This window comes from Pseudomonas sp. TE50-2 (assembly GCF_040813665.1).
In the GTDB taxonomy this organism is placed as follows: Bacteria; Pseudomonadota; Gammaproteobacteria; order Pseudomonadales; family Pseudomonadaceae; genus Aquipseudomonas; species Aquipseudomonas soli.
In genome coordinates this window covers 3866026-3892500 of record NZ_JBFNXN010000001.1, presented here as the reverse complement: position 1 = coordinate 3892500, position 26475 = coordinate 3866026, and the positions used below count along the sequence as shown (strand labels likewise).

Sequence of the window (26475 nt, the reverse complement as noted above, 5' to 3'; positions counted from 1 at the left end):
GTGGCTGGGTGTTGAAGGTCGGCCCGAACTGCAGGGTGTCGCCACCGAAGCGTACATAGAAGCCGGCTTGCCACAGCTTCATGGCCGCCTCGTACGGACGAACGATGGCATCACCGTCGCGCGCGGCGATCTGGATCGCGCCGGCCAGGCCGTAGTTGCGGATGTCGACGACGTTCTTGGTGCCCTTGACGCCGTGCAGTAGCTTCTCGAAGTGCGGCGCCAGCTCGGCGGCGGACTGCACCAGGTTTTCCTTCTGCAGCAGGTCCAGTGCGGCGATGCCGGCGGCGCAGGCGACCGGGTGCGCCGAGTAGGTGTAGCCGTGGGGGAATTCCACCGCGTACTCAGGGGTCGGCTGGTTCATGAAGGTCTGGTAGATCTCGCCGGTGGCGATCACCGCGCCCATCGGGATGGCGCCGTTGGTGACCTGCTTGGCGATGCACATCAGGTCCGGGGTCACGCCGAAGGCTTCGGCACCGGTCATGGCGCCCATGCGGCCGAAGCCGGTGATCACTTCGTCGAAGATCAGCAGGATGTTGTGCTGGCTGCAGATCTCGCGCAGGCGCTTGAGGTAGCCCTTCGGCGGCGGCAGCACACCCGCGGAACCAGCCAGCGGCTCGACAATGACCGCGGCGATGTTCGAGGCGTCATGCAGCTCGATCAGCTTGAGCATCTCGTCGGCCAGGGCGATACCGCCCTCTTCCGGCATGCCCTTGCTGAACACGTTGGCCGGCAGCACGGTGTGAGGCAGGTGGTCGACGTCCAGCAACTGACCGAACAGCTTGCGGTTGCCGTTGACGCCACCCAGGCTGGTGCCGGCGATGTTCACCCCGTGATAGCCACGGGCACGGCCGATGATCTTGGTCTTGGTGGCCTGGCCTTTCAGGCGCCAGTAGGCACGTACCATTTTCAGCGCGGTGTCGGCGCACTCGGAGCCGGAGTTGGTGAAGAACACGTGGTTCAGGTCGCCCGGCACCAGGTTGGCGATCTTCTCGGCCAGCTGGAACGACAGCGGGTGGCCGAACTGGAAGGCCGGCGAGTAGTCGAGGGTAGCGACCTGGCGAGCCACTGCCTCGCTGATCTCCTTGCGGGTATGCCCGGCGCCGCAGGTCCACAGGCCCGACAGGGCGTCGAACACCTTGCGGCCCTTGTCGTCGACCAGATAGTTGCCTTCGGCCGCCACGATCAGCCGCGGGTCGCGCTGGAAGTTGCGGTTGGCGGTGTACGGCATCCAGTGGGCATCCAGCTTGAGCTGGCTGGCCAGACCGGCTTGAGCGGATTCGGGCATGTTCATCGGGCGGTTCCTCGAAAGACGATTAGGCAACGATGGGTGTTGTTGCAGCTAAGTTGTCACGGCGATAAAGTTCGAAAAACCCAGCATTTCTAACCTTCAGTCAGCGGATAACTAAACTAATGAGCCGACGCCCTGATCCCCTCGCCCAAGTCAGCGATTTCGACATTCGCCTATTGAAGATCTACCGCAGCGTGGTCGAGTGCGGCGGCTTTTCGGCGGCGGAAAACGTCCTGGGCATCGGCCGCTCGGCCATCAGCCAGCAGATGAACGACCTCGAGCAACGCCTGGGCCTGCGCCTGTGCCAGCGCGGCCGGGCGGGGTTTTCGCTGACCGAGGAGGGGCGCGAGGTCTACCACTCGGCGCTGCAACTGCTCAGCGCCCTGGAGTCGTTCCGCACCGAGGTCAATGGCCTGCACCAGCACCTGCGCGGCGAGCTGAACATCGGCCTCACCGACAACCTGGTCACCCTGCCGCACATGCGCATCACCCACGCCCTGGCCGAACTCAAGGACCGCGGCCCCGACGTGCGCATCCAGATCCGCATGATCGCCCCCAGCCAGGTCGAGCAAGGTGTGCTCGACGGCAGCCTGCACGTGGGTGTGGTTCCGCAGACCAGCCCGCTGTCGGGCCTCGAATACCAGCCACTGTACAGCGAGCGCTCGCTGCTCTACTGCGCGGTCGGCCACCCGCTGTTCTACGCCGACGACCAGCAGATCGATGACGATCGCCTCAACGCCCAGGACGCGATCGCCCCGACCTTCCGCCTCCCCGCCGACATCCAGGCGCACTACCAGGCCCTGCACTGCACTGCCAGCGCCTCGGACCGCGAAGGCATGGCCTTCCTGATCCTGACGGGCCGCTACATCGGCTACCTACCCGACCACTACGCCAGCTTCTGGGTGCAGCAGGGGCGCCTGCGCGCGCTGAAGCCTGCCCAACGCTTCTATGACCTGGGTCTGAGCTGGGTGACGCGCAAGGGGCGGCGGCCGAACCTGGTGCTGGAAAGCTTCCTCGAGAGCCTGGCTGCGACACGCTGATGCCTGTCCCTGACGCTAATGCTTGTCACTTCGCCACAGGCAGGTAATCTGTCGGACATCCGTAACGACCCGCCCGGAATCGTCCATGACCCTAGAAGTCCCTGCGCATCGCTCCCCCACCTCGGGCAAGCCCGCCGGCCGCATCCGCCAGAAGAACGAACAGGCCATCATCCAGGCCGCCGAGGACGAGTTCGCCCGCCACGGCTACAAGGGCACGAGCATGAACACCATCGCGCTCAAGGCCGGGTTGCCCAAGGCCAACCTGCATTATTACTTCACCAACAAGCTGGGCCTGTACATCGCGGTGCTGAGCAACATCATCGAACTGTGGGACAGCACCTTCAACGCCCTGAGCGTGGAGGACGACCCGGCCGAGGCGCTCAGCCAGTACATCCGCACCAAGATGGAGTTCTCCCGGCGCAACCCGCAGGCCTCGCGGATCTTTGCCATGGAAGTGATCAGCGGTGGCGAGTGCCTGAGCGAGTACTTCAGCGCCGACTACCGGGAATGGTTCCGTGGCCGCGCCGCGGTGTTCCAGGCCTGGATGGACGCCGGCAAGATGGACCGGGTAGATCCGGTGCACCTGATCTTCCTGCTTTGGGGCAGCACCCAGCACTACGCCGACTTCGCCACCCAGATCTGCCAGGTCACCGGCCGCAGCCGCCTGACCAAGCAGGACATGGAAGACGCCAGCAACAATCTTATCCACATCATTCTCAAAGGCTGCGGCATCAGCACGCCCGCCTGACCCGGACTTATGCCTTCTACCCTGCTCGAGCTCTGCGAATTGCGCGAAGAAATCCGCAAGAGCCGCTTCATCACCCTCGCCGGCCCGATCGGCAGCCCCGCCGAGGCCATGGCCTTCATCGAACGCCACAGCGACCTGGCGGCCACCCACAACTGCTGGGCCTGGAAGCTCGGCGCCCAGTACCGCAGCAGCGATGATGGCGAACCGGGCGGCACGGCCGGGCGACCGATCCTCGCCGCCATCGAAGCCCAGGACTGCGACCAGGTGGTGGTGCTGGTAATCCGCTGGTACGGCGGCATCCAGCTGGGCACCGGTGGCCTGGCCCGGGCCTACGGTGGCGGCGCCAACAAATGCCTGCAGCAGGCACCCAAGCGTGTGCTGGTGCAGCGCAGCGCGTTCAGTTGCAGTTGCACCTTCAGCGAACTGGCGCTGCTCAAGCTGCGCCTGGCTGAGGTGGACGGCGTGGTGCTGGACGAGCAGTTCACCGCCAACGGCGTCGACCTGCGCATCGCCCTGGGTGAAAGCCACCTCGACGTACTGCAGCAGCAACTCGCCGACCTGAGCCGCGGTCGCATCCTGCTGGAAAGAGAGTGAGCGTTGCCCACAACTACTGTGGGCCTGCCTGTGGATAAGCTTGGGGCAAGCTGATACAGGCCTTGTGCGACAAGGCCTGCGAAGCATTGAGCATATTTTGATCACATTTGTGTGACACCGACACAAGTGACTGAAAGACTGTGAGTTATCCCCAGCTTTCAATGTAAGCCCGCCCCCAAACCGCCATTTTCAGGCCCGCTGCGCTTGCACACAATTACTGTGGAGCGGCTTGTGGATAACCCGTGAACTACAGCGCCAGGCCCAGCGCCCACAGGCTTTCCAGGCAATCGATCGTTTTTTGACCAGCCTCCACAAGGCAAGCGTCAGGCACCTGGTTTATGCTCGTCACCCAGGCCTTTCCCGGTGGAGGGCAATCACCCCGTTGTCGCGCGGCGAGCGAAACCATGCACAACAGCGCTCGCCCCGCCTTTGATATGGAGTATCGCAATGACCGCAAACAAGAACGCCCTGATCATCGGCGCCTCCCGAGGCCTTGGCCTCGGGCTGGTGCAACGCCTGCGCGAAGACGGCTGGAATGTCGTCGCCACCGTGCGCGACCCGCAACAGCCAGGCGCTCTGCGCGAGGTTTCCGGTGTGCGTATCGAGCGCCTGGAGATGAACGACACCGCCCAGCTCGACGGGCTCAAGCAGCGCCTGCAAGGTGAAGTGTTCGACCTGGTGTTCGTCAACGCCGGAGTCATGGGCCCGCTGCCACAGGACCTGGAAAGCGTGCAGGTGCAGCAGATCGGCGATCTGTTCATGACCAACGCCGTGGCGCCGATCCGCGTGGCCCGACGCCTGGCCGAACTCATCCGCAAAGACAGCGGCGTGCTGGCCTTCATGAGCTCGATCCTGGGTAGCGTGACCATCCCCGACGGCGGCGAGATCTGCCTGTACAAGGCCAGCAAGGCCGCCCTCAACTCGATGATCAACAGCTTCGCGGTCGAACTCCAGCGCCCCGACCTTGCCGTACTGGCCATGCATCCGGGCTGGGTGAAGACCGACATGGGCGGCGAGAATGCCGAGATCGACGTGCTCACCAGCACCCGTGGCATGCTCGAGCAGATCAAGGCGCAGCGCGGCAACGGTGGCCTGCGCTTCATCAACTACAAGGGCGAATCGCTCACCTGGTGATCCGGGGCTTTGCGGGCCTGGATGGGCGCATTGCCCGGCCAGGCCCTGTAGAATGGCGGCCAACCGTACCTGATCGAGATTGCACACATGTATGACTGGCTGAACGCCTTGCCCAAGGCGGAACTGCACATGCACCTGGAGGGCTCGCTGGAGCCCGAACTGCTGTTCGCCCTGGCCGAACGCAACAAGGTCGCGTTGCCCTGGGCCGATGTCGAAACCCTGCGCGGCGCCTATGCCTTCAACAACCTGCAGGAATTCCTCGACCTGTACTACCAGGGCGCCGGCGTCCTGCGTACCGAGCAGGATTTCTACGACCTGACCTGGGCCTACCTGCAACGCTGCAAGGCGCAGAACGTTATCCACACCGAGCCGTTCTTCGACCCCCAGACCCACACCGACCGGGGCATCCCGTTCGAGGTGGTGCTCAATGGCATCACCGGCGCACTCAAGGATGGCCGTGAACAGCTTGGCATCTCCAGTGGCTTGATCCTCAGCTTCCTGCGCCACCTGAGCGAGGACGAGGCGCAGCAGACCCTCGACCAGGCCCTGCCCTTCCGCGATGCATTCGTCGCCGTAGGCCTGGACAGCTCGGAAAAAGGCCATCCGCCCAGCAAGTTCCAGCGCGTCTTCGACCGCGCCCGCAGCGAAGGCTTCCTGACCGTGGCCCATGCCGGCGAGGAAGGCCCGCCCGAGTACATCTGGGAAGCGCTCGACCTGCTCAAGATCCAGCGTATCGACCACGGCGTACGCGCCATCGAGGACGAACGCCTGATGCAGCGCATCATCGACGAGCAGATTCCGTTGACCGTCTGCCCGTTGTCCAACACCAAGCTGTGCGTGTTCGACCACATGAGCCAGCACAACATCCTCGACATGCTCGAGCGAGGCGTGAAGGTCACGGTCAACTCCGATGACCCGGCCTACTTCGGCGGCTACGTCACCGAAAACTTCCATGCCCTGCACGAGCATCTGGGCATGACCCAGGACCAGGCACGCCGCCTGGCGCAGAACAGCCTGGACGCACGCCTGGTGCGCTAACCGGCCTGGCGCGAGGGCAGGCAGGCGATCGCGTTGATCTGCTGCTGGCCGAGCGGTGTAAGGTGTACCGCCCGGCTGCCCTCCTGCTCACGCACCCAGCCCGACTGGGTGAACAACCTGAGCAATGCCTTGCCCAGGTAACCGCCCAGGTGCGGGCCCTGATCGTCCCACTTGCTGCAGTGGCAGATCACGTAGCCACGCCGGTCGGCGGCGGCCAGTGCGTCGATGAATACCCCCAGCGCCTCCAGTTGCCCCTTGCCCTCCTGGCTCACGGCCAGTTGCTGTTCGCTGCCCTCCAACCAACCGGCTGCATGCAGCCGATGCAGCAGCGCGGCAGCCACCTCACCACCCAGATGGTCGCCGCACAGGCGCGCCTTGCGCATCGACAGGGGGATTTGCAGCGAGGTGCTCTGCCCCCCGGCTGAGCGGCTGGCCAACTGGACGCTGGCAAGGGCCTCCACCGCGGTGCCGACCTCCGGCGTTGCCAGGCGGAAGAAGCGTTTGCGCCCACGCGCCTCGTGCCTGAGCAAGCCGGCACTGGACAGCAGCGACAGGTGCGCGCAGGCCGAGGAAGTGCTCAGGCCGGTGATCACGGCAAGCTCGTCCGCCGCACGCGGGGTGCCATCGATCAACGCCCACAACATGGCGCTGCGCTTGGGTTCGGCCATCAGGCTGGCAACCTGACTGATGCTGCGGACTGCGGTCATGAAACTGAAGCTCCCTGATGTAAACCGTCTGGCGGCGATAAGCGCCGACGCCCTGCCGCCTGTGCGGGCAAGCACGGGATTGTTCGTGTGCCGGATGGTCAGCGCCAGGCCAGGAAGGATCTCACGCTGGCATTGGGCGCCTGAGGCAGTATAAGCCGCTGGAGGAGGCTCGCCTTGAGGGCGGCAGGCCCGAAATGGGTCGTCGCTTGCCCCCCGAGCACCGCTCTGGAAGATGCGTTAGTCAGTGCGCCACGCCGCAGACGCGGCTCATGCCCCCGTTCTACTGTGGCTGCGCCAGGAACGTGGCTGGTAGCGATGATCAAGAAGCTGGAAAAGTCCGATAGCCACGGTAAAAACTTCTGCCCTGCAAAACAGAAGGTCTCCCTACTTCAGGCCGCCATGACCGTCAGTCAGGGGACTGATCCTGGTCATGGCGAGCGCCGGGGGCGGCGCTACACTAGATCCGCTCCCGCTCACTGGAGGTGGATCGCGATGAAGATTGTCGTCAGTGCGTCGAACCGAAATCCCGCTTGCCCCTGGCAGGTCCAGCTCGACCAGCATGTGGTGAGTTTCCGTAGCGAGGCCGAGGCACGCTCGTTTGTCGCCCTGCTGGAGGCGCGCCTGAACGCGCCCCACCCCCTCACGCAGGCCGGTTGGCCTGCAGTCGGCGGGTCAGCATTGCGACACTGACCACCAGCGCACCGCACAGGCTGATCACCAGCGCCATGGGCACCGCGCTGCCATCGTGCAGCACCCCGACCAGCGCTGCCGCGCCCGCGGCGACGCTGAACTGCAGGCAGCCCATCAGCGCCGAGGCGCTGCCGGCCCGCGCGCCCTGCCCGCTCATGGCGCAGGCCGAGGCGTTGGGGATGATGCAGCCGAGGCTGGCGATGCATACGAACAACGGCACCAGCAACGGCCACAACTGCGCAGGGCGCAGCGCCGCGACCAGCAGCAGCGCCAGCGCCGCCACCAGGTACAGCCACACTGCCCGCGCCAGCAGGAACGCCGGGCCGCGCTTGGCCAGCAGGCGCGCATTGACCTGGGCCATCAGGATGAAGCCTGCGGCGTTGGTGCCGAACAACCAGCCATAGTGCTCGGCGGGCACCCCGTACAACTTGATGAACACGAACGGTGAACCGGCGATGTAGGCAAACATCCCGGCGATGGCGATGCCGCCAGTCAACGCATGACCGACGAACACCCGGTCACCGAACAGCCGCAGGTACTGGCGCAGCGCGCCCGACAAAGGCTGGCGCGGCACATGGGCCGGCAAGCTCTCCGGCAGCCCCAGGCCGACGGCCACCAGGCAGGCCGCGCTGAACAGGCTCAGGGCGAGGAAGATCGACTGCCAACCGGATACATTGACCAGCACGCCACCGAGCATCGGCGCGAGGATCGGCGCCAGGCCCATCACCAGCATCAATTGCGAGAACACCTTGGCCGAGGCCACCGCGTCGCACTTGTCGCTGACGATCGCCCGCGACAGCACCATGCCGGCGCAGCCGCCCAGGGCCTGGACGAAGCGCGCCACGATCAGGCTGTCGAGGTTTGGGGCATAGGCGCAGGCCAGGGAGGCCACGGTGAACAAGCCGACCCCGAACAACAGCGGGATGCGCCGGCCGAATCGGTCGGCCACTGGCCCATAGGCAAGCTGGCCCAGGGACAGGCCGAGGAAATAGGCGGCCAGGGTCGCCTGCACATGCTTTTCGTCGGTGGCGAAGGCATGCGCCATGGCCGGGAAGGCCGGCAGATAGAAGTCGATCGCCAAAGGCCCGAACGCACTGAGGGCGCCGAGAATCAGCAAGGTTCGCAGGTTCATGGAGAATCCATAGCAGGCTAAGCAAGTCAGGTAGTCTACCTGCACTGGATCATTGGGCGTTGAAAACCTTTGTAATAATTGGCCTGTATTTCTGTAGACGCGGACTTGCCCGGGCAGCCCGCTTCTACAGAAATGCTTCAGCTGGACAATCCAGCCGTTCAGGCCACCTCGGCCTGATACCCCTCTTCACGAATCGCGGCCAGAATCTGATCCGCCGCCAGGGCACTGTCCACACGCACCTGCTTTGCCGCCAGGTCCACTTCCACCCGCGCCGCGGCGTCCTGCTCCTGCACCGCACGGGTCACGCCTTTCACGCAATGGCCACAGGTCATGCCTTGTACATTGAACACTTGCATAGGGGTTGCCTCCTTGTGGGTTTTGTCTACTTTCAGCCTTGCCATCGGGGCAAGGTCAAGTTCCGCGTCAAACGGCCGGGCTGGAAATCCTTGCGCGGCTCGGCCAAGCTGCGCCTTTGACGATTTTGGCAAGCAGGAGATTCTTCATGATCAGGGCAGCAATGAGCCTAGTCGGACTGCTGGGCGCGCTGGCCGTGGTGCCACCGGCCAGCGCCGAAGGCAATTCGGACTACAGCGTGCTGATGATTTCCCGGGAACGTCTGGAAGTGGCCAGCAGTTGCGAGATCGGTATCTACCTCAACGATCAGTTGGCCGGCCGGCTGTTCCAGGAGCAATCGACCTCGTTCAACCTGCCACCGGGCCCGGTCGATGTACGCTTGCGCCTGCTCCCCGGGCAGATGCCCGGTTGCGCCCCGGGTATCGAGGACCAGCGCAGCACGCGCCTGACGTTGCAGGCGGGGCAGATCAAGAAGTACCGCATCGCCACAGGGCACAAGGGCCTGGAATTGAGGCAAGCCAACCTGGGCTATTGACCTTGCCCGCATGGCAAGGTTGATGCTGAAGGCCTATCCACGGAGGAGAGAGCCATGCCCGCATCCACCACCTTCGACCTGCCGATCAGCGGCATGACCTGCGCCAGTTGCGCAGGTCGGGTCGAACGCGCCCTGCGCAAGGTCACCGGCACCGAACATGTCAGCGTCAACCTGGCCACCGAGCAGGCCCGCGTCGAGGCGCCGGCCGACAGCCTGCCGGCATTGGTCGGCGCGGTGCGCGACGCCGGTTACAGCGTCCCCACCCGCACCCTCGAACTGCAGATCGGCGGCATGACCTGCGCCAGCTGCGCCGGCCGTGTCGAACGCGCCCTCGGCAAGCTGCCGGGGGTCGAGCAGGTCAGCGTCAACCTGGCCAGCGAACGCGCCCACCTCGAAGTTTTGCAGGCTGTCGATGACGGCGTGTTGATCGCCGCGGTGGAAAAGGCCGGCTACAGCGCCAGCCTGCCGCGCACCGCCGACGATGACCAGGCCCAAGCCCAACGCCGCCTGCGCAACGAACGCCTGGCGGTCGGCGCCGCCCTGCTGCTGGCCCTGCCATTGGTATTGCCGATGCTGGCGCAACCCTTCGGTGTGCACTGGATGCTGCCGGCCTGGGCGCAGTTCCTGCTGGCCACGCCGGTGCAGTTCATCCTCGGCGCACGCTTCTACGTCGCCGCCTGGAAGGCCGTACGCGCCGGTGCCGGCAACATGGACCTGCTGGTCGCCCTGGGCACCAGCGCCGGCTACGGCCTGAGCCTGTACCAATGGGCCAACGCCCACGACGGCATGGAACCGCATCTGTATTTCGAAGCTTCGGCGGTGGTCATCGCCCTGGTGCTGCTGGGCAAGTACCTGGAAAGCCGCGCCAAGCGCCAGACCGCCAGTGCCATCCGGGCGCTGGAGGCGCTGCGCCCGGAACGGGCGGTGCGGGTCATCGAAGGGCGCGAGGAAGAGGTGGCGATCAGTCAGCTGCGCCTGGGCGACCTGGTATTGGTCAAACCCGGCGAGCGCTTCCCGGTCGATGGTGAAGTGCTCGAAGGCAGCAGCCATGCCGACGAGGCGTTGATCAGCGGCGAAAGCCTGCCCGTGCCCAAGGCGCCTGGCGACTCGGTAACCGGTGGGGCCATCAACGGCGAAGGCCGGCTGCTGGTAAAAACCCTGGCCCTGGGCACCGAGACCGTGCTCGCGCGCATCATCCGCCTGGTCGAGGACGCCCAGGCGGCCAAGGCGCCCATCCAGAAGCTGGTCGACCGGGTCAGCCAGGTGTTCGTACCGGCAGTATTGGTGCTGGCGCTGATCACCCTGGTCGGCTGGTGGCTGGCCGGCGCGCCGCTGGAAACCGCCCTGATCAATGCCGTCGCCGTGCTGGTGATCGCCTGTCCATGCGCCCTCGGCCTGGCCACGCCCGCCGCGATCATGGCCGGCACCGGCGTCGCCGCCCGCCACGGCATCCTGATCAAGGACGCCGAAGCACTGGAGCGTGCCCATGCGGTGAACAGCGTGGTGTTCGACAAGACCGGCACGCTCACCTCGGGCAGCCCGCGCATCGTCCATAGCCGGGCCAGCAGCGGCGACAACGGCGAGTTGCTGCGCCTGGCCGGCGCCCTGCAACGCGGCAGCGAGCACCCATTGGCCAGGGCGGTACTCGACGCCTGCGCCGAACAAGGCCTGCACGTGCCACAGGTTGCTGACAGCCAGTCCCTCACCGGTCGCGGCATCGCCGGCCAGGTGGATGGCCGTGAACTGGCCTTGGGCAACCGCCGCCTGCTCGACGAAAACAGCCTGCCGCCGGGCGACCTGGCCGACAGTGCGCAGGCCTGGGAAGCCGAGGGCCGCACGCTGTCCTGGTTGATCGAACGCGGCCAGCACCCTCGCGTGCTCGGCCTGTTCGCCTTCGGCGACAGCCTCAAGCCCGGCGCCGGTGCGGCCATCGACGCGCTGCATGCGCGTGGCATCAGCAGCCACCTGCTGACGGGCGACAACCGTGGCAGCGCCAAGGTGGTGGCCGACGCCCTGGGCATCGATGACGTGCATGCCGAAGTGCTGCCGGCGGACAAGGCGGCTACAGTCGCCGCGCTCAAGCAACAAGGCGTGGTGGCCATGGTCGGCGACGGCATCAACGACGCCCCGGCACTGGCCGCCGCCGATATCGGCATCGCCATGGGCGGCGGCACCGACGTGGCCATGCAGGCCGCCGGCATCACCCTGATGCGCGGCGATCCGCGCCTGGTGCCTGCGGCATTGGACATCAGCCGCAAGACCTATGCGAAGATCCGCCAGAACCTGTTCTGGGCCTTCATCTACAACCTGGTCGGCATCCCCCTGGCCGCCCTCGGCTACCTCAACCCGGTACTGGCCGGCGCCGCCATGGCCCTGTCCAGCGTCAGCGTGGTCAGCAACGCCCTGTGGCTGAAAACCTGGAAACCCACCGCCATCGACAAGGAGGCGCCATGAACATCGGCCAGGCCGCCCGCCGCAGCGGGCTCAGCGCCAAGATGATCCGCTACTACGAGTCCATCGGCCTGTTGCGCCCCGCCACGCGCAGCGAAAGCGGCTATCGCCTGTACCAGCAGGAAGACCTGCACAGCCTCGCGTTCATCAAGCGCTCGCGGGACCTGGGCTTCTCCCTGGACGAAGTCGCCAAGCTGCTGACCCTGTGGCAGGACCGCCAGCGCGCCAGCGCCGACGTGAAGGCCCTGGCCATGCAGCATATCGACGCGCTGAACCAGCGCATCGAAGAGCTGGTGAGCCTGCGCGACACCCTCGGTGAGCTGGTGGCCCACTGCCAGGGTGATGACCGCCCGGACTGCCCGATCCTCAAGGACCTGGCCAATGGCAGCGGCTGCTGTCACTGAGGGCATCGTCTGCGGGAGCGGCAGTATGCCGTTCCTGCGGACACCTTTTGGTATGCCATATTAGCCAGCCTCGACCGATATCCCCTTGAATAGCCTTCTCACCCAATAAATACGGGAGTTCGCCTACATAAAACCCAGGCTTTGCCGATGCACTGTTACAGCCTCGTGCAACGACAAGAACAACTCTGGGAGCGTGGATGAACATCAAGCAGAAACTCACCTGGGCCTTCGCCATCATCGCCGGCCTGCCCATCGTCCTGGTCGCCACCCTGGTGGTGCTCAACCTGCGCGGCGAAGCCCGCGATGATTTTCTCGACAACAGCAGCCGGGAGATTCGCCAGGTCGGCAATGCCATGGACATCTTCTTCCAGGGCATCACCCAGAACGTCGACTACCTGGCCGCGCAGCCCCTGGTGGCGGCCAGCGCTGACAACGTCAAGAAGCACATCAGCGCCGATGCCGCCAGCATCGCCCCCGGCGAGCAGGACAAGGCGCTGTTCGACCTGTTCAGCCGCCTGGCGCAGAGCCACCCGGACTACGCCTATGTGTCTTACGGCTTGAAGGACGGCGGCTACGCGTTCTGGCCGGGCGATCCGAAAATGGCCAACTACGACCCACGCACCCGCCCCTGGTACCAGGCGGCCATGGCCAACCCCGGCAAGACCCTGCGCACCGCGCCCTACTACTGGGCCGGCGACGACGCCGTGCTGGTCAGCACCGTGCGCGCCGTGGCCAACACGCTGGGCAACCCGGGCGGCGTGGTCAACATCGATGTCTCGCTCAAGGGCCTGACCGAGATCGTCAAGCAGATCAAGCTGGGCGAGAGCGGCTACCTGATCCTCATGGAAAACAACGGCAACGTGATGGTCGACCCGCGCGACGCCAGCCACAACTTCAAGCAGCTCGCCAGCCTGGGCGACGGCTACGCCGAGCTGGCCAAGGCCGGCAAGGGCCTGGCCGAAGTGCAGTTGAACGGCGAGCGCTACATGGCCAACGTCTACCCCGACGAGAAACTCGGCTGGACCTTCATCGGCTTGATCCAGCAAGACGAAGTGATGCAGACCACCACCCGCCTTACCTGGCTGATCGGCGTCGTCGCGCTGATCCTGGCCGCCGTGTTCGCCGTGGTGGGCGCGGCGTTCGCCAAGCTCATCGTGCGCCCGATCAACAGCGTCACCAGCGGCCTGGAGGACATCGCCCAGGGCGAAGGCGACCTGACTCGCAACCTGGAGATCCGCGGCCGCGACGAAACCGCCCAGCTGGCCAGCTGGTTCAACCAGTTCCTCGGCGCCATCCGCAGCCTGATCCAGCACATCGGCGGTGCGGCGAGCAAGATCCTCAGCACCTCCAACAGCTCGACCCGCGTCTCCGGCGACATGGCCGAAGCCGCCGGGCGCCAGCGCGAGGCGGTGGACATGGTTTCCACGGCTTTCCATGAGATGGTCGCCACCGCCAACGAAGTGGCCCGCTCCTGCAGCCAGGCCGCGCAATCGGCCGACAGCGGCCAGCAGCAGGCCCGCGAAGGGCAGCAGCAGATCGACGCGGCGGTACAGAGCGTCGATCGCCTGAGCCAGGAAATCGAGCAGTCGGCGCAGTCGATCCAGCAACTGGAACGCGACAGCAATGCCATCCAGTCGATCCTCGGCACCATCCGCTCGATTGCCGAGCAGACCAACCTGCTGGCGCTCAACGCCGCCATCGAGGCCGCCCGCGCCGGTGAGCAGGGCCGCGGCTTTGCCGTGGTCGCCGACGAAGTCCGCGCCCTGGCCAAGCGCACCGCCGACTCCACCGCCGAGATCGACGGCCTGCTGGGCAACCTGGCCAGCCGCACGGCCCAGGTCGCCGAGCAGATGCACGCCAGCATCGAGGTGTCGCAGCAGTCGGTCAGCCGTATCGGCCTGGCCCGCGACAGCTTCGGCCAGATCCGCGAATCGGTGGACGTCATCCGCGACATGAACACCCAGATCGCCACCGCCGCCGAGGAGCAGCACCAGGTGGCCGAGGACATCAACCGCCACATCAGCCAGATCCATGGCGATGCCCAACTGGTGGCGGAACTGGCCCAGGCGGCGCGTCAGGACTCCGAGAGCCTGGCCGGGTTGTCCAACGAGCTGGATGCGCTGGTGCGCAGGTTCAGGACCTGAGTCGCCGTCGGTGGGCACCCGCGCTCTTGTAGAGGCGCGGTTGCCCACCGACCGGCCTTTTACCTGCTACAGGCGAAGCTCTCCCGGCGTCGCCCCGAACAATTGCTTGAACGCGGCAATGTAGGCCGAGGTCGAGTCATAACCGCAACCCAGCGCCGCCTGGGTGACGCTCTCCCCCGCTTCCAGCAGCGCCAGCGACGTCAGCAGACGCATGCGCTGGCGCCAGTTGCGAAAGCTCAGTCCCGTCTCGCGCTGGAACAGGCGCATCAGGGTTTTTTCCGACACCCCCAGTTGCACGGCCCACTGCTGCAAGGTCTGCACCTGGTCGGGCGCGGCGATCAGCCCATTGCACAGCGCCAGCAAACCGGGGTGACGCGGCAACGGCAGCGAGAAGCCCACCTGCGGCAGAGTGCGCAGTTGGTCCAGCAATACCGCCACCAGCCGCGCCTCGGCACTGTCGCCCTCCGGATAGGCCACCGCGAAGGTGCAGAACTGCTTGATCAGTTCGCGCGCCAGCGGCGTGACCTCCAGCACCCGGCATTCGCTGGGCGACCATGGGCAGGCATCGCTGCGCACATACAGGCTGCGCATCTCGGCCTGCATCGAGGTCACCACATCGTGCTCGGTGCCGGCCGGGATCCACACGCCCCATTGCGGCGGGGCGAAGTAGCTGCCGTCGCTGGTGTACACGCCAAGCACCCCGCTGATGGCGTAGGAGAACTGCACCCAGTCGTGGCGGTGGCGGGTGGTCCAGGAGCCGGCGCCGAGGCTCTCGGCACGGGCGTAGAGCGGCCTGGGCAAATGGTCCAGCGTGGGGATGGGGCGCGGGCCGATAGTCGACATGATGGGGCCTGGTGTCTCGGGACGGACAAGGGTATCAGCCATCGCAGTCAACGCCGAACCTATCGCTCGATGATCGCCGTCACCCCCTGCCCGCCCGCCGCGCAGATGGAGATCAGGCCGCGCCCCTTGCCCCGCTCGCTGAGCAGCTTGGCCATGTTCGCCAGAATCCGCCCGCCCGTCGCTGCGAACGGGTGCCCCGCGGCCAGCGAACTGCCCTTCACATTCAGCTTGGTACGGTCAATCGCACCGAGTGGCGCATCGAGCCCCAGCCGTGTGCGGCAGTAGTCGGCATCTTCCCAGGCCTTGAGGGTGCACAGCACCTGGGCGGCAAAGGCTTCGTGAATTTCGTAGAAATCGAAGTCCTGCAAGGTCAGGCCGTTGCGTGCCAGCAGCCGTGGCACCGCGTACACCGGCGCCATCAGCAGGCCCTCCTGGCCATGGACGAAATCCACCGCCGCCGCCTCGCCGTCGACCAAGTAGGCCTGCACCTTGAGGCCATGTTCCTCGGCCCAGGCCTCGCTGCCGAGCAGCACCAGCGAGGCACCATCGGTCAGCGGCGTGGAGTTGCCCGGGGTGAGCGTGCCGAGGCCGCTGCGCTCGAACACCGGCTTGAGCTTGGCCAGCTGTTCCAGGGTGAGGTCGGCGCGCAGGTTGTTGTCGCGGGTCAGGCCCAGGTAAGGCGTGAGCAGGTCGTCGTGCCATCCCTCACGATAGGACGCCGCCAGGTGCTGATGGCTGAGCAGCGCCAGCGCATCCTGGTCGCCGCGCTCGATCTGCCAGGTCTGCGCCATGCGCTCGCAATGCTCGCCCATCGACAGCCCCGTGCGCGGCTCGCCGTTGCGCGGCAGCTCGGGCTTGAGCAGGCCCGGACGCAACTTGAGGAAAGGCTTGAGGCGCTCGCCAAGGCTCTTGCCACGGTTGGCCTGCAGCAGGATCTGGCGCAACCCTTCGCTCACCGCGATGGGGGCATCCGAGGTGGTGTCGACACCGCCGGCGATGCCACTGTCGATCTGCCCCAGGGCGATCTTGTTGGCCACCAGCAACGCCGCCTCCAGCCCGGTGCCGCAGGCCTGCTGGATATCGTAGGCCGGTGTCTGCGGCGACAAGCGCGAGCCGAGCACGCACTCGCGGGTCAGGTTCATGTCACGCGAGTGCTTGAGCACCGCCCCCGCCGCGACCTCGCCCAGGCGCAGCCCATGCAGGCGGTAGCGCTCCACCAGGCCTTCGAGGGCGGCGGTGAGCATCGCCTGGTTGCTGGCCTTGGCGTAGGCGCCATTGGAGCGGGCGAAGGGAATCCGGTTGCCCCCCAGGATCGCGACCCGGCGAATTGACTGCATGCCTGTTCCTCCTGAAACAATTTGAGCCTTAAGACTAGGGTTTGTACGAAAAGTCGCCGAGCGGCGATCAGGCAAGGCGAAAACAGGCGAGGAACGGCCGGGGTCGCGCCCGACTTGACGAGTGTCAATGAGCATTCCGAGCCTGTTTTCAACGCAGCATGATCGTCGCGCAGGCACTTTTCGTACAAAGCCTAGGTTCTTTTCGGCTATTCGAACGATCCTTCCACAAAGTTGGTCCACACTTGCATGCTTGCCTTCAGGGAGAACCGTACATGAGCGACCGCTATCTGGGCTTTGCCAACTCCACCCTTGGCCGCAAACTGGTCGATGCCCTCGGCCTGCCGCGCCCGGTGCCGCTGGAGCGCTGGCAGGCCGGGCGCCTGCGCCCCATCGAGGGCGCGCTGGTGCTCGGTGGCGGCCCGCTGGCCAGCCAGGTCGCGGCAATCGCCCCACGCCTGACCGCCGATTGCTACGGCTTCGACGCCGAAGCGCTCGACGCCCCCGCCTGGGTCGCGGGCCTGGGACCGAAAATCAAGGCCGTGGTGTTCGATGCCAGTCATTTGTCCGACAGCGATGCGCTCAAGCAGTTGCGCGAATTCTTCCAGCCCTTGCTGCGCAGCCTGGCCCCCAGCGCCCATGTGGTGATTCTGGGGCGCGCCCCGGAAAGCCTGGACGATGCGCAAGCCAGTGTCGCCCAACGCGCCCTGGAGGGTTTCAGCCGTTCGCTGGCCAAGGAGTTGCGCAACGGCGCGACGGCCAACCTCTTGTATGTCGGTGACGGCGCCGAAGAGCAGCTCGAAGGTGCGCTGCGCTTCTTCCTCTCGCCCAAGAGTGCGTTCGTTTCCGGGCAGGTCCTGCGCCTGTCGGCGTGCACTGCACAGGTCGAAGACTGGACCCGCCCGCTGGCCGGCCGTCACGCCCTGGTCACCGGTGCCGCGCGGGGTATCGGCGCGGCCATCGCCGAAACACTGGCCCGCGATGGCGCCGAGGTGACCTTGCTCGACGTGCCCCAGGCGCAGCGCGACCTCGACGCCCTCGCCGCACGCCTGGGCGGCCGCGCCCTGGCCCTGGACATCTGCGCCGCCGATGCCGCCGCGCAGTTGCTCGAAGCCTTGCCGCAAGGCCTGGACATCGTGGTGCACAACGCCGGCATCACCCGCGACAAGACTCTTGCCAACATGACCCCGGAATACTGGGACGCGGTGCTGGCCGTCAACCTCAAGGCCCCGCAGGTGCTGACCCAGGCGCTGTTCGAAGGTGGCAAACTGCAGCGCGACGCCCGTATCACCCTGCTCGCCTCGGTCAGCGGTATCGCCGGCAACCGCGGCCAGTCCAACTACGCGGCCAGCAAGGCCGGGCTGATCGGTTTCGCCCAGGCCTGGGCGCCGCGCCTGGCCGAACAGGGCGCCAGCATCAACGCGGTGGCGCCGGGCTTTATCGAGACGCACATGACCGCGGCCATGCCCATGGGCCTGCGCGAGGCCGGCCGGCGCCTGAGCTCACTCGGCCAGGGCGGCTTGCCGCAGGATGTCGCCGAGGCCATCGCCTGGCTCAGCCAGCCAGGTTCCGGCGCAGTCAACGGCCAGGCCCTGCGGGTCTGTGGCCAGGCCTTGATGGGAGCCTGACCATGACCCGACCCTGGCACGACCTGCACAGCCCCGACTCACGCCTGAACCTCTACCTGCGCGCACTCGGCAGACGCAAGATCCGTGGCAGCCAGTTGCCGGAGCCTGGCCTGCGCTGCTACCTGCGGGTCGATGGCGCCAACCTGGCGGCCTATCGCCGGCTCTGCCACTTCGCCGATGACGGCCGCCTGCCGGGCACCTATCCGCACGTCATGGCCTTCAGCCTGCAATTGCAGTTGCTTACCGCCGACGACTTCCCCTTCCCCCTGCTCGGGCTGGTGCACCTGCACAACAGCCTGCAGGTGCTGCGCCCGCTGGGCGGCATCGATGGGCTGCGCTTCGCGGTGTACGCCGACAACCTGCAGCCCCACGAAAAGGGCGGCACCTTCGACCTGGTGACCGAGGCCGAGGACGGGCTCGGGCTGCTCTGGCGCGAGACCAGCCGCATGCTGGTGCGCGGCCTCAAGCTCGAGCAACAGGCCGCCAGCGCCACCGCGCAGGCACCCGCTGCATTGCCCGAGGCCACCCGCTGGTACGCCGACAGCGACATCGGCCGGCGCTATGCCAGGGTCTGCGGCGACTACAACCCGATCCACCTGAGCAGCCTCAGCGCACGGCTGTTCGGTTTCCCCAGGGCCATCGCCCACGGCATGTGGAGCAAGGCCATGGCGCTGGCCGCGCTGCAGGGGCACCTGCCAAAAGCCGGTTATGAATTCGCGGTGGATTTCCACAAGCCGGTGCGACTGCCTTCGGAAGTAGTGCTGAGCGCCAGCGAGGCGGGTCCGGCCGGCGCGCTGCGCCTGGATGGCCACGGTGGGCTGGTGCACATGCTCGGCAACTGGCGCGCGCTCTGATCGGGCTTGCTTTGCAAGGAACCTCGCCGGAAGCTATGCGCCACGAGGAGATCCCGATGAACCTGCAAGAACTGACCGAACGCCTGCACCGCATCCGCGACACCAACGACTGGCGGGGTTTCCACAGCCCGAAGAACCTGGCCATGGCCGCCAGCGTCGAAATGGCCGAGCTGGTGGAGATCTTCCAGTGGCTGAGCGAAGACCAGTCGCGCCAGCTGCCTGCCGACCAGCTTGCCCACGCCGGCCAGGAAGTGGGCGATATCGTCCTCTACCTGCTGCTGTTGTGCAGCGAGCTTGGCCTGGACATGAACGAGGTGGTGCGGGCCAAGCTCGCCGACAGCGAGAGGCGCTTCGCCAAATGAACGACCGTCATTTCGATGAGCTGGCCAGCCGCTTCGCCGAGAAGATCTATGGCGGCGCCAAAGGGGCGATCCGCCTGGCGGTGCTCCAGGCCGACCTGGCCGAAACCTTGCCCGACCGGCCCTTGCGGGTACTCGATATCGGCGCCGGCTTGGGCCACATGGCCCTGTGGCTGGCCCAGCGTGGCCACCAACTGACCCTCGCCGAGCCCGCCGCGCCGATGCTCGACGGTGCCCGTGCGCGCTTCGCCGAGGCCGGCCAGCAGGCCACGTTCATCCAGGCGCCCTGGCAGGACCTGCTTGGCCAGCTCACCGAGCCATACGACCTGGTGCTGTGCCACGCGGTGCTCGAATGGCTGGCCGAACCCGAAAGCATCCTGCCGGTGCTGCACCAGCTGACCGCGCCGGGCGGCTGGCTGTCGCTGGCCTTCTACAACCGCGACGCGCTGGTCTACCGCAACCTGCTCAAGGGGCATTTCCGCAAGCTGCGGCACAACCGCCTGGCCGGCGAGAAGCAGAGCCTGACGCCACAGAAACCACTTGATCCACGCGAGCTCAAGGCGCAACTTGATCCCATGTGGCAGGTCGAAAGCGAAAGCGGCGTGCGGGTGTTCCACGACTACATGCCCAAGGAGTTCCAGGCCAAGGCCGAGCTGCTCGACCTGCTGGAGATGGAGCTGGCGCACCGGCGCCACCCCAGCTTCGCCGGCCTGGGTCGTTACCTGCACTGGATCTGCCGGCCCCATTGACCCGCCCGCCAGGAGGATACATGCCGTACCGTCTGCTCTGCCTGGCCCTGCTCCCCCTCGCCCTGGCCGCCTGCCAGGGCAGCAACCCCTATGTCGCCAGCGGCAAGCCGCTGCCACCGGCACCGCCGCAAGCCGCCGGTACCTTCGACGCCAGCGCCTACCCCACGCCACCGCGCGACTATGGCCGTTACCGCAGCTGGAGCTGGCGCAACAGCCAGCCCCCCGGCGGCCTGGCGAACGCCACGCCGGGCCAGCTGGCCGACGCGGTAAGCAGCGCCCTCGACCAGCACGGCCTGCGCCCGGCCCACAATGCCCCTGCCGACCTGCTGGTCAGCGCCGACGTGCGCCTGGAGCGGCGCCTGCGCCAGGTGCGCGACTATGACTACGATCCCTATTACGGCCCCTACCCCTATGGCAGCGTCGGCTACGGCGGCTACCGCAATGGTTATGGCGCCTACGGCAGCGTGCCGATCGTGCGCACCTACCAGGTCGAGGTGATGGTGGTGCGCATCGACCTGTTCGATGCCCGCAACGGCCAGCCGGTGTGGAGCGCCAGCGCCGAAAGCGGCAGCGACAAGGACTCGCCACGTGAACGCGAAAGCGCCCTGCGCGAGTCGGTGAGCAAGGCGATGAGCGGCTATCCTCCCAGCTGACCCTTTACGGAGAACCATCATGTTGCGCCGTCTCGTACTTCTGTCCTTCGCCCTGCTGCTGGCGGCCTGTTCGAGTAACAACGTGCAGCAGGACTTCGATGCCAGCCGCGACTTCGCCGCCTACCGCAGTTGGGCCTGGCAGGAGCCGGCCCTGCAATACCGTCCGGACGATCCGCGGATCAAGAGCGACCTGACCGAGCAGCGCATCCGCCAGGCGGTCGCCGGCCAGCTCGACCAGCGTGGTCTGCGCCCGGTCCAGGGCAGTGCCCGGGCCGATGTGAAGGTGCGCGCGTACCTGATCGTCGAAGACCGCCAGCAGCAGATCACCACCAACTACGGCGGCGCCTGGGGCGGTTATTGGGGCGGCTACTGGGGCGGGCCGATGTACAACGAGACCCGCAGCGTCGACTACAAGGTGGCGACCATCCAGGTCGACCTGTTCGACGGGCGTGACGGCAAGCTGGTGTGGCGTGGCAGCGCCGAACAGATCATGAACAACTACCCACCCAGCCCGCAGGAGCGCAACGCGGCGATCCAGAAGACCGTGACCCAGGTGCTGAGCAACTATCCGCCACATTGAGCCTGTGATCGCCGGGCAAACCCGCTGCCCCGCCCCCGCGATGCGCCGCAGGGGCGGGGCACTTCGATCAAGGCAACTTGCCATCACCTTGACTACACTCCTTGCACCGCCGCCGCGCTGCCGGGCCCCAGGCCGGCAAAGGAGTGCCCGTGGTTCCCCGTTCCGTTGTGCGCCAACGCGGCGCGATCGGCCTGATGGCCGCGCTGACCATGGGCCTGGCCCTGGTGTTCATGCTCCTGACCGTCGACAGCGGCCGCCTCTACCTCGAACAACGCAAGCTGCAACGCATCGCCGACATGGCCGCGCTGGAAGCCGCCGAGCATGACGGCGCCTGCACCGGCAGCGGCCCGCAGGCATCCACCCTGGCCCGCACCGCCGCCACCCGCAACGGCCATTCGCCACTCAACCCGCTGATCGCCAGCTGCGGCTACTTGCGCACCGGCAATGACAACCTGCGCACCTTCACTGCCGACAATCAGCGCAACGAGGCGATCAAGGTCGAGGTCAGCAATGTGGTGGTCACCAGCTTCGCCGGTGGCATCTACGCGCTGGTGCAGGGCGGTGCCATCGCCCGCACCACCACCCTGCGCGCCAGCGCGGTGGCTGCCAACCCAGGGCCGCCCCAGGCAATGCTGAGCATACGCAGCACACTGCTGCAGGTCAGTTCGATGCAGTCGGCCATTCTCAACGCCCTGTTGAAGGCCATCGGCGCCAGCACGCAGCTCACAGTGCTGGGCTGGCAAGGCATCGCCGATACCCAGCTCAACCTGCTCGATTACCTCGACGCACTGTCCACCGACCTGCACCTGAACCTGGGCGACTACCAGCAACTGCTGAACCTCCAGACCACCGCCGACAAGCTGCTGGACGTCGCCGTCAAGGTACTGCAGCAAAGCGGTGCCGCCGTGGAGGTGACCGGCAATCTGCTCAAACTCGCCGCGGACCTGAAAGGGCCGATCACCGTTGGACAATTGCTCAACCTGCAGACCGGCACCGTCCAGGCCGGCCTGGACGCGAACGTGCAAGTGCTGCAACTGGTCCAGGCCATGATTCAACTGGCGGCTAATCGACAAGCGGTGAATGCCGAGATCCCCATCAACGTGCTGGGCCTGATCAACGGCCGCGTGTACCTGAAGGTGATCCAGCCTCCACAGAACTCCGCCGTGGGCGACCCGCGCAGCGATGAGTTGCGCGTCCATACCGCGCAGATCCGCGCGCTGGTATCACTGGACCTGCCCCTGCTGAGCGGTATCGCCGGGTTGCTCAACGCCGTGCTGGACCTGGCGGCGCCCTTGACCAACGTGCTCAACAACCTGCTCAGCCTGAACCTGCTGGGCACCGTACAGTCGCTGACCTGCGCCCTGGGCATCCCGTGCAAGGTCAGCGACATCAAGCTATTGGACAGCCAGATGCATATCGATATCGGCATCGAAGTGGCCGAAGGCACCAGCCGCCTGCGCCCAGCCCCGCCTGACAACTACAGCTGCGCGCCCAAGAGCCTGACCACCCTCACCCAGCGCTCGGCGGCGAGGATCGCGATCGGCAAGTTCGACTCACCGGCTGACTTCCTCAGCAAGGGGCCTGACCTGGTGAAAGTGCAGGCCCTGCCGGTCATCGATATCGGCACCAATGTCTGCAGCCGCCTGCTGATCCTGCCGCCGTCCTGCGGTACACGCGTGCCCTATGCCGGCGGCGGTATCGGCCTGCGGGTGGACACCAAGCTGCTCGGCAGCGGCCCGACGGAAAAACCGCTGGTCTTCGACGGCGACTATGCCCCACGCACTATCGGCCAGGACCCGATGTTTAAGCCTATGGATAGCGACCAGGCCCAGGTGGTGGGCAGCCTGTCCGGCACCCTGGCCGGTGTTCATCTGGAAGCCTACAGGCCCACCGCCAATAGTGGCCTCGGCCAGGTGCTGGTGCTCACCGCCGGCCTGCTGGACGGGGTGAAGAACATCCTCGAGCCGATCATCAGGAATCTGCTCAGCCCCTTGCTCGATCCACTGGTCAACGGCTTGCTCAAGGTGCTGGGCATCGACCTGGCCAGCGCCGAGGTCGGCGCCAACCTCAGTTGCTCCAGCGGCCACGCTCAGCTGGTGCAGTGAACCGGCAGCTCGATGCAGAAGCACGCGCCCCCGGGCGTGTTGCTCACCCTCAGCTCGCCGCCCATCTGGCTGACGATGCCATGGCTGACCGATAGCCCCAGGCCGGTGCCGACACCAGCCGGCTTGGTGGTGAAGAAGGGTTCGAAGATCCGCTCGTGCAGCCGCGCATCGATGCCGCCGGCATTGTCCTCCACCAGCAGCCACAGGCGCTCGCCATGCAGCGCCTGGCGCACGCGGATCCAGGGCTGCGCCACCTGCTGCTCCAGCAAGGCATCGCGGGCGTTGACCATCAGGTTGATCAGCACCTGCTCCAGCTGGTCCTGATGCCCGAGCACCTGTGGCATCGCCTCGGGCGATTCCAGCTGCAGCGCCACGCCCTTGCCGCGCAGGCCCTCCTCCAGCAATGCATGGGCGCCCTGTACCGCGCCCCAGGCGGCGAAGCGCTCGCGCTCGACCGTCGAACGCCGGCCATACACGCGCATGTGCTCGACCAGCCGGGCCGCTCGCTCTACCTGCGCCTCGATGCGACGCAACTTGTCCTCCAGGTAGGCCGGATCGGCGGCGCCGTTCTCCAGACGTTTGAGCGCATTGACCACCGCCATGCGCATCACGTTGAGCGGCTGGTTGATCTCGTGCAGCAAGCCGGTGGCCAACTCGCCGAGGGTGGCCATCTTGGCCCCCTGCAACAACTGTTGCTGGCTGCGCCGCACCTCGGTGTTGTCACGGCCCACGGCCTGGACCTCGAGCAGGCGGCCTTCGCCGTCGAACAGGCCGCGGTCGGCCCAGACCCACCAGGCATGCTCACGGCCAGGCAACTGCAGGCAGATCTCCGCGCTGCTCATCGGTTGCTCGGGCGTCAGTCCCCGCAGGCGATGGAGAAACGCATCACGCTGCTCGGCGGACAGCCATTGCCCCAGGTCCGCGCCCTGCAACTGCTCGGGCGTGCAGCCCAGGTAATCAGCCAGCGGGCGATTGCCGAACAGCACGGTGAGGTCCGGGCGATAGCGGCAGATCATTGCCGGCGAGTCCTCCACCAGCACCCGGTAGCGTTCCTCGCTCTGGCGCATGCGCTCGGCGGCCTCGGTGGCTTCGCTGACGTCCAGCCACAGGCCGACCACTTCCAGCGGCTGGCCGAGGTCGTCACGCAGCAGGCGGGCCTCGTCGAGCATCCAGTGGTAACCACCGAGATGGTCGCGCAGGCGATAGCGGCAACGCACCAGGCCATCGCGCAGCAGGCTGCGGGTACGCTCCAGCCACAGCGGACGGTCGTCGGGATGTACCGCCAGGCCCGGCTGGCGGGCGAATTCGCCGTCGGCCTCCCAACCCAGCAACGGCGCCAGGCTGGCGCTGTAGAAATCGCTGTGCAGCGCACCCTCGGCATAGCGTTGCACGTAGATCACCGCAGGTGAGCGGGCAATCAGGTTCTCCAGCCGCGCACGGGCCGCGCCGGCCTGTTGCTCCTGGGCCTTGAGGGCACTGATATCGAGCAGGAAACCGCGCAACTGGCCGCCCCGGCCCTGGCCAGCCCAATGGAACCAGCGCGGCGCCGCGAGCGGGTCACGGTCCAGCAGACGCACGCCCAGGCTCAACGCCTGCCCGGCACGGGCCTGGTCCAAGGCCAGCTGCGCCGGCTCGCGGTCGGCCGGGTGCAGGCGGGCAAGCCACTGGGCCTGGCCGACCCGGTTGTCGAAACCAAGGGCTGCGGCCAGGGCCGGGTCCAACTGCAGGTCGCCGTGCGCCGGCCACTCCCACCACCCCGCGCCCAACTGCTGCTGCAGGTCGTCGAGGTGATGGGCCTGATGCTGCAGTTGCAGGCGGCGATGCCGTACCAGCAGCGGCTCGGTCAGGCTGCGCACCAGGGCCATGGCCATGTCGACCGCAGGCACCTGGTGCGCCCCGGCGCACAACATCCAGGCCTCGGCCTCCAGCCCTTGCCGATAGGGCACCAGGAACAGCGAGGCGCCTCCGCACAGGGCGAGCAGATCAGGGTCGTCGCGCACCTCGATCAGGGTCTGCGCCGGCCACTGGTCCAGCCTGTCCCGCAACCGACGGTCATCGGGCCAGGGCCAGGCATCGTCGCTGCTGGCGAAGTGGCGCCAGCCGCCCGGCTCGCGCAGCACCAGGCGCAATGCGGCGGCCTGCCAGTGTTCAGCGAGGCTACGCAACTGTTCGCGCACCGTCTGCGCCAGGCGCTCGGCGCCGCATTCGCGCAGGGCATGGCCAATCTCCCCGAGCAGTGGCCGCTGGCGATCCCAGCGCTGCTCGCGGAGCAGGTCGCCGATATCGAACAGTTGCAGCATCCAGCCCTGCTCGTGGCGTTGCAGCCAACCGCGGGTGTGCAGGGCGTGGCCCATGACCGTATGGAAATCCAGGTCCAGTGGTTGCCCCTGCCAGTCCGCGGGGTGGCCTTCGAGCACCAGCCAGCTGTGTCGCTCCAGGTAGTCGTGCACCCGTGCGCCAGCCTGGCCGGGCAATGCCAGCAAGCTGCGCAGCGGGCCGGCCAGGCGCAGCACCCGCGCCTGGTCGTCGAGCCACAGTTGCAGGCCGACGGCGGGTGTCGCCTCGGGCGCCTGGGCGGGGGCCGGCGCGGCGAACCAGCGGTCGAACAGACCACCACTCACAGTTGCAGGCTCGCCTGGGCCTGCAGCCGCGCGGGCAGCTTGGGCACATCACCGATCACGGGCAGCAACAAGGTTGGCAAGACCCGGTTGAGGCGTTCGCGGGGATAGTCGATCACCACCGTCAGCACCTTGTCCGTGCCCACGGTGACCCGGGTATCAGTGTTCACATTGAAGCCCAGCGCATTGGGCATCCACGCCAATTGCTGGCCGATTACCTGGCGAGCCAGCCCCTGCACGTCCAGCTCGTAGGTCTGGCTGCTCGGGTCCACGGCCACGCAACGGCGCACCGCCTCGCTGCTGGCCTGGTTGAACGACTGCAGCATGAGCATTGGCAGGGCGTAGCTGACCAGGCCGTAGAACACCGCGAAAAACACCATGAATACCGCGACAAACTCGATGGCAGCCGCGCCTTTTTGTTGTCCCGCCGGGCCTGCTTTCATGTTCGCGTCTACCCTGACTGTGAGACCTGTCTGAAAGCATAGAACCGTTC

Annotated in this window: 25 protein-coding genes (1 of these 25 only partly in view); 17 read left to right on the top strand and 8 right to left on the bottom strand. The window is 66.6% G+C overall.

Annotation, left to right across the window (positions count from 1 at the left end):
- Positions 1 to 1291 carry the 5' portion of an aspartate aminotransferase family protein gene (locus tag AAHK21_RS17785; protein ID WP_046854153.1) on the bottom strand. It extends 56 nt beyond the left edge of the window, so the window shows 1291 of its 1347 coding nt (coding positions 1-1291); it begins with the start codon at positions 1289 to 1291; its stop codon lies beyond the left edge, outside the window.
- Positions 1292 to 1410: 119 nt separating this feature from the next.
- Between AAHK21_RS17785 and AAHK21_RS17780 the strand changes: the two genes are divergently transcribed.
- The 5 genes from AAHK21_RS17780 (at position 1411) to AAHK21_RS17760 (ending at position 5842) form a co-directional block, all read left to right on the top strand.
- Positions 1411 to 2328 (top strand): LysR family transcriptional regulator, encoded by a 918-nt coding sequence (locus AAHK21_RS17780; RefSeq protein ID WP_046854152.1) that lies wholly within the window; start codon positions 1411 to 1413, stop codon positions 2326 to 2328.
- 85 nt (positions 2329 to 2413) lie between these two features.
- Entirely contained in the window at positions 2414 to 3076 is a 663-nt protein-coding gene (locus tag AAHK21_RS17775; protein ID WP_046854151.1) for a TetR/AcrR family transcriptional regulator, read from the top strand.
- A gap of 9 nt (positions 3077 to 3085) precedes the next feature.
- Positions 3086 to 3670: a YigZ family protein gene (locus AAHK21_RS17770; protein WP_046854150.1), complete on the top strand. Its 585-nt coding sequence runs from the start codon at positions 3086 to 3088 to the stop codon at positions 3668 to 3670.
- A 447-nt stretch (positions 3671 to 4117) separates the two neighbouring features.
- Positions 4118 to 4804, top strand: a complete 687-nt coding sequence (locus tag AAHK21_RS17765) for an SDR family oxidoreductase (RefSeq protein WP_367857919.1) — start codon at positions 4118 to 4120, stop codon at positions 4802 to 4804.
- A gap of 87 nt (positions 4805 to 4891) precedes the next feature.
- Positions 4892 to 5842, top strand: a complete 951-nt coding sequence (locus AAHK21_RS17760; RefSeq protein ID WP_367857918.1) for an adenosine deaminase — start codon at positions 4892 to 4894, stop codon at positions 5840 to 5842.
- Here AAHK21_RS17760 and AAHK21_RS17755 read toward each other — a convergent pair.
- The gene (locus tag AAHK21_RS17755; protein WP_367857917.1) at positions 5839 to 6549 is read right to left on the bottom strand and encodes a transcriptional regulator; all 711 of its coding nucleotides are present in this window, start codon (positions 6547 to 6549) and stop codon (positions 5839 to 5841) included. The two genes, AAHK21_RS17760 and AAHK21_RS17755, sit on opposite strands and share 4 nt — an antisense overlap.
- Before the next feature lie 492 nt (positions 6550 to 7041).
- Between AAHK21_RS17755 and AAHK21_RS17750 the strand changes: the two genes are divergently transcribed.
- Positions 7042 to 7239, top strand: a complete 198-nt coding sequence (locus tag AAHK21_RS17750; RefSeq protein ID WP_367859001.1) for a hypothetical protein — start codon at positions 7042 to 7044, stop codon at positions 7237 to 7239.
- Here AAHK21_RS17750 and AAHK21_RS17745 read toward each other — a convergent pair.
- A complete protein-coding gene (locus AAHK21_RS17745; protein ID WP_046854146.1) occupies positions 7190 to 8371 on the bottom strand; it encodes a multidrug effflux MFS transporter in 1182 nt (393 codons plus the stop codon). The two genes, AAHK21_RS17750 and AAHK21_RS17745, sit on opposite strands and share 50 nt — an antisense overlap.
- A 158-nt stretch (positions 8372 to 8529) precedes the next feature.
- Positions 8530 to 8727 (bottom strand): heavy-metal-associated domain-containing protein, encoded by a 198-nt coding sequence (locus tag AAHK21_RS17740; RefSeq protein ID WP_023632213.1) that lies wholly within the window; start codon positions 8725 to 8727, stop codon positions 8530 to 8532.
- Between the two features lie 146 nt (positions 8728 to 8873).
- On the opposite strand from AAHK21_RS17740, the gene AAHK21_RS17735 reads away from it, so the two are divergent.
- The 4 genes from AAHK21_RS17735 (at position 8874) to AAHK21_RS17720 (ending at position 14259) form a co-directional block, all read left to right on the top strand.
- The gene (locus tag AAHK21_RS17735) at positions 8874 to 9260 is read left to right on the top strand and encodes a hypothetical protein (RefSeq protein WP_023632214.1); all 387 of its coding nucleotides are present in this window, start codon (positions 8874 to 8876) and stop codon (positions 9258 to 9260) included.
- A 54-nt stretch (positions 9261 to 9314) separates the two neighbouring features.
- Complete coding sequence (locus AAHK21_RS17730; protein WP_367857916.1) at positions 9315 to 11714, top strand: heavy metal translocating P-type ATPase; 2400 nt, start codon at positions 9315 to 9317, stop codon at positions 11712 to 11714.
- Complete coding sequence (gene cueR, locus AAHK21_RS17725) at positions 11711 to 12115, top strand: Cu(I)-responsive transcriptional regulator (protein ID WP_023631307.1); 405 nt, start codon at positions 11711 to 11713, stop codon at positions 12113 to 12115. The genes AAHK21_RS17730 and cueR overlap by 4 nt, the downstream gene beginning before the upstream one ends.
- Positions 12116 to 12312: 197 nt before the next feature.
- Positions 12313 to 14259 carry a methyl-accepting chemotaxis protein gene (locus AAHK21_RS17720; RefSeq protein WP_367857915.1) on the top strand — a complete coding sequence of 649 codons (1947 nt, stop codon included), beginning with the start codon at positions 12313 to 12315 and terminating at the stop codon, positions 14257 to 14259.
- Positions 14260 to 14325: 66 nt separating this feature from the next.
- Here AAHK21_RS17720 and AAHK21_RS17715 read toward each other — a convergent pair whose 3' ends face one another.
- Entirely contained in the window at positions 14326 to 15102 is a 777-nt protein-coding gene (locus tag AAHK21_RS17715; RefSeq protein WP_038706826.1) for a helix-turn-helix transcriptional regulator, read from the bottom strand.
- A 59-nt stretch (positions 15103 to 15161) separates the two neighbouring features.
- The gene (locus AAHK21_RS17710; RefSeq protein ID WP_367857914.1) at positions 15162 to 16439 is read right to left on the bottom strand and encodes an acetyl-CoA C-acetyltransferase; all 1278 of its coding nucleotides are present in this window, start codon (positions 16437 to 16439) and stop codon (positions 15162 to 15164) included.
- Positions 16440 to 16711: 272 nt separating this feature from the next.
- Between AAHK21_RS17710 and AAHK21_RS17705 the strand changes: the two genes are divergently transcribed.
- The 7 genes from AAHK21_RS17705 (at position 16712) to AAHK21_RS17675 (ending at position 23364) form a co-directional block, all read left to right on the top strand.
- The gene (locus tag AAHK21_RS17705; protein WP_367857913.1) at positions 16712 to 18064 is read left to right on the top strand and encodes a 3-oxoacyl-ACP reductase; all 1353 of its coding nucleotides are present in this window, start codon (positions 16712 to 16714) and stop codon (positions 18062 to 18064) included.
- Positions 18065 to 18066: 2 nt separating this feature from the next.
- Positions 18067 to 18918: a MaoC family dehydratase gene (locus AAHK21_RS17700; protein ID WP_367857912.1), complete on the top strand. Its 852-nt coding sequence runs from the start codon at positions 18067 to 18069 to the stop codon at positions 18916 to 18918.
- A gap of 56 nt (positions 18919 to 18974) precedes the next feature.
- Positions 18975 to 19280, top strand: a complete 306-nt coding sequence (locus tag AAHK21_RS17695) for a MazG-like family protein (protein WP_046857688.1) — start codon at positions 18975 to 18977, stop codon at positions 19278 to 19280.
- Positions 19277 to 20026 carry a methyltransferase domain-containing protein gene (locus AAHK21_RS17690; protein WP_046854140.1) on the top strand — a complete coding sequence of 250 codons (750 nt, stop codon included), beginning with the start codon at positions 19277 to 19279 and terminating at the stop codon, positions 20024 to 20026. The genes AAHK21_RS17695 and AAHK21_RS17690 overlap by 4 nt, the downstream gene beginning before the upstream one ends.
- Positions 20027 to 20046: 20 nt before the next feature.
- Positions 20047 to 20679 (top strand): DUF4136 domain-containing protein, encoded by a 633-nt coding sequence (locus AAHK21_RS17685; RefSeq protein ID WP_038706830.1) that lies wholly within the window; start codon positions 20047 to 20049, stop codon positions 20677 to 20679.
- A 19-nt stretch (positions 20680 to 20698) separates the two neighbouring features.
- A complete protein-coding gene (locus tag AAHK21_RS17680; protein ID WP_023630953.1) occupies positions 20699 to 21259 on the top strand; it encodes a DUF4136 domain-containing protein in 561 nt (186 codons plus the stop codon).
- A 149-nt stretch (positions 21260 to 21408) separates the two neighbouring features.
- Positions 21409 to 23364, top strand: a complete 1956-nt coding sequence (locus AAHK21_RS17675) for a pilus assembly protein TadG-related protein (RefSeq protein ID WP_367857911.1) — start codon at positions 21409 to 21411, stop codon at positions 23362 to 23364.
- Here AAHK21_RS17675 and AAHK21_RS17670 read toward each other — a convergent pair.
- Positions 23349 to 25985 carry an ATP-binding protein gene (locus AAHK21_RS17670; RefSeq protein ID WP_367857910.1) on the bottom strand — a complete coding sequence of 879 codons (2637 nt, stop codon included), beginning with the start codon at positions 25983 to 25985 and terminating at the stop codon, positions 23349 to 23351. The two genes, AAHK21_RS17675 and AAHK21_RS17670, sit on opposite strands and share 16 nt — an antisense overlap.
- Positions 25982 to 26425, bottom strand: coding sequence for a TadE family protein (locus AAHK21_RS17665; RefSeq protein ID WP_023632045.1), 444 nt, complete (start codon positions 26423 to 26425; stop codon positions 25982 to 25984). Before AAHK21_RS17665 ends, AAHK21_RS17670 begins: the two co-directional genes overlap by 4 nt.
- Between the last annotated feature and the right edge of the window lie 50 nt (positions 26426 to 26475).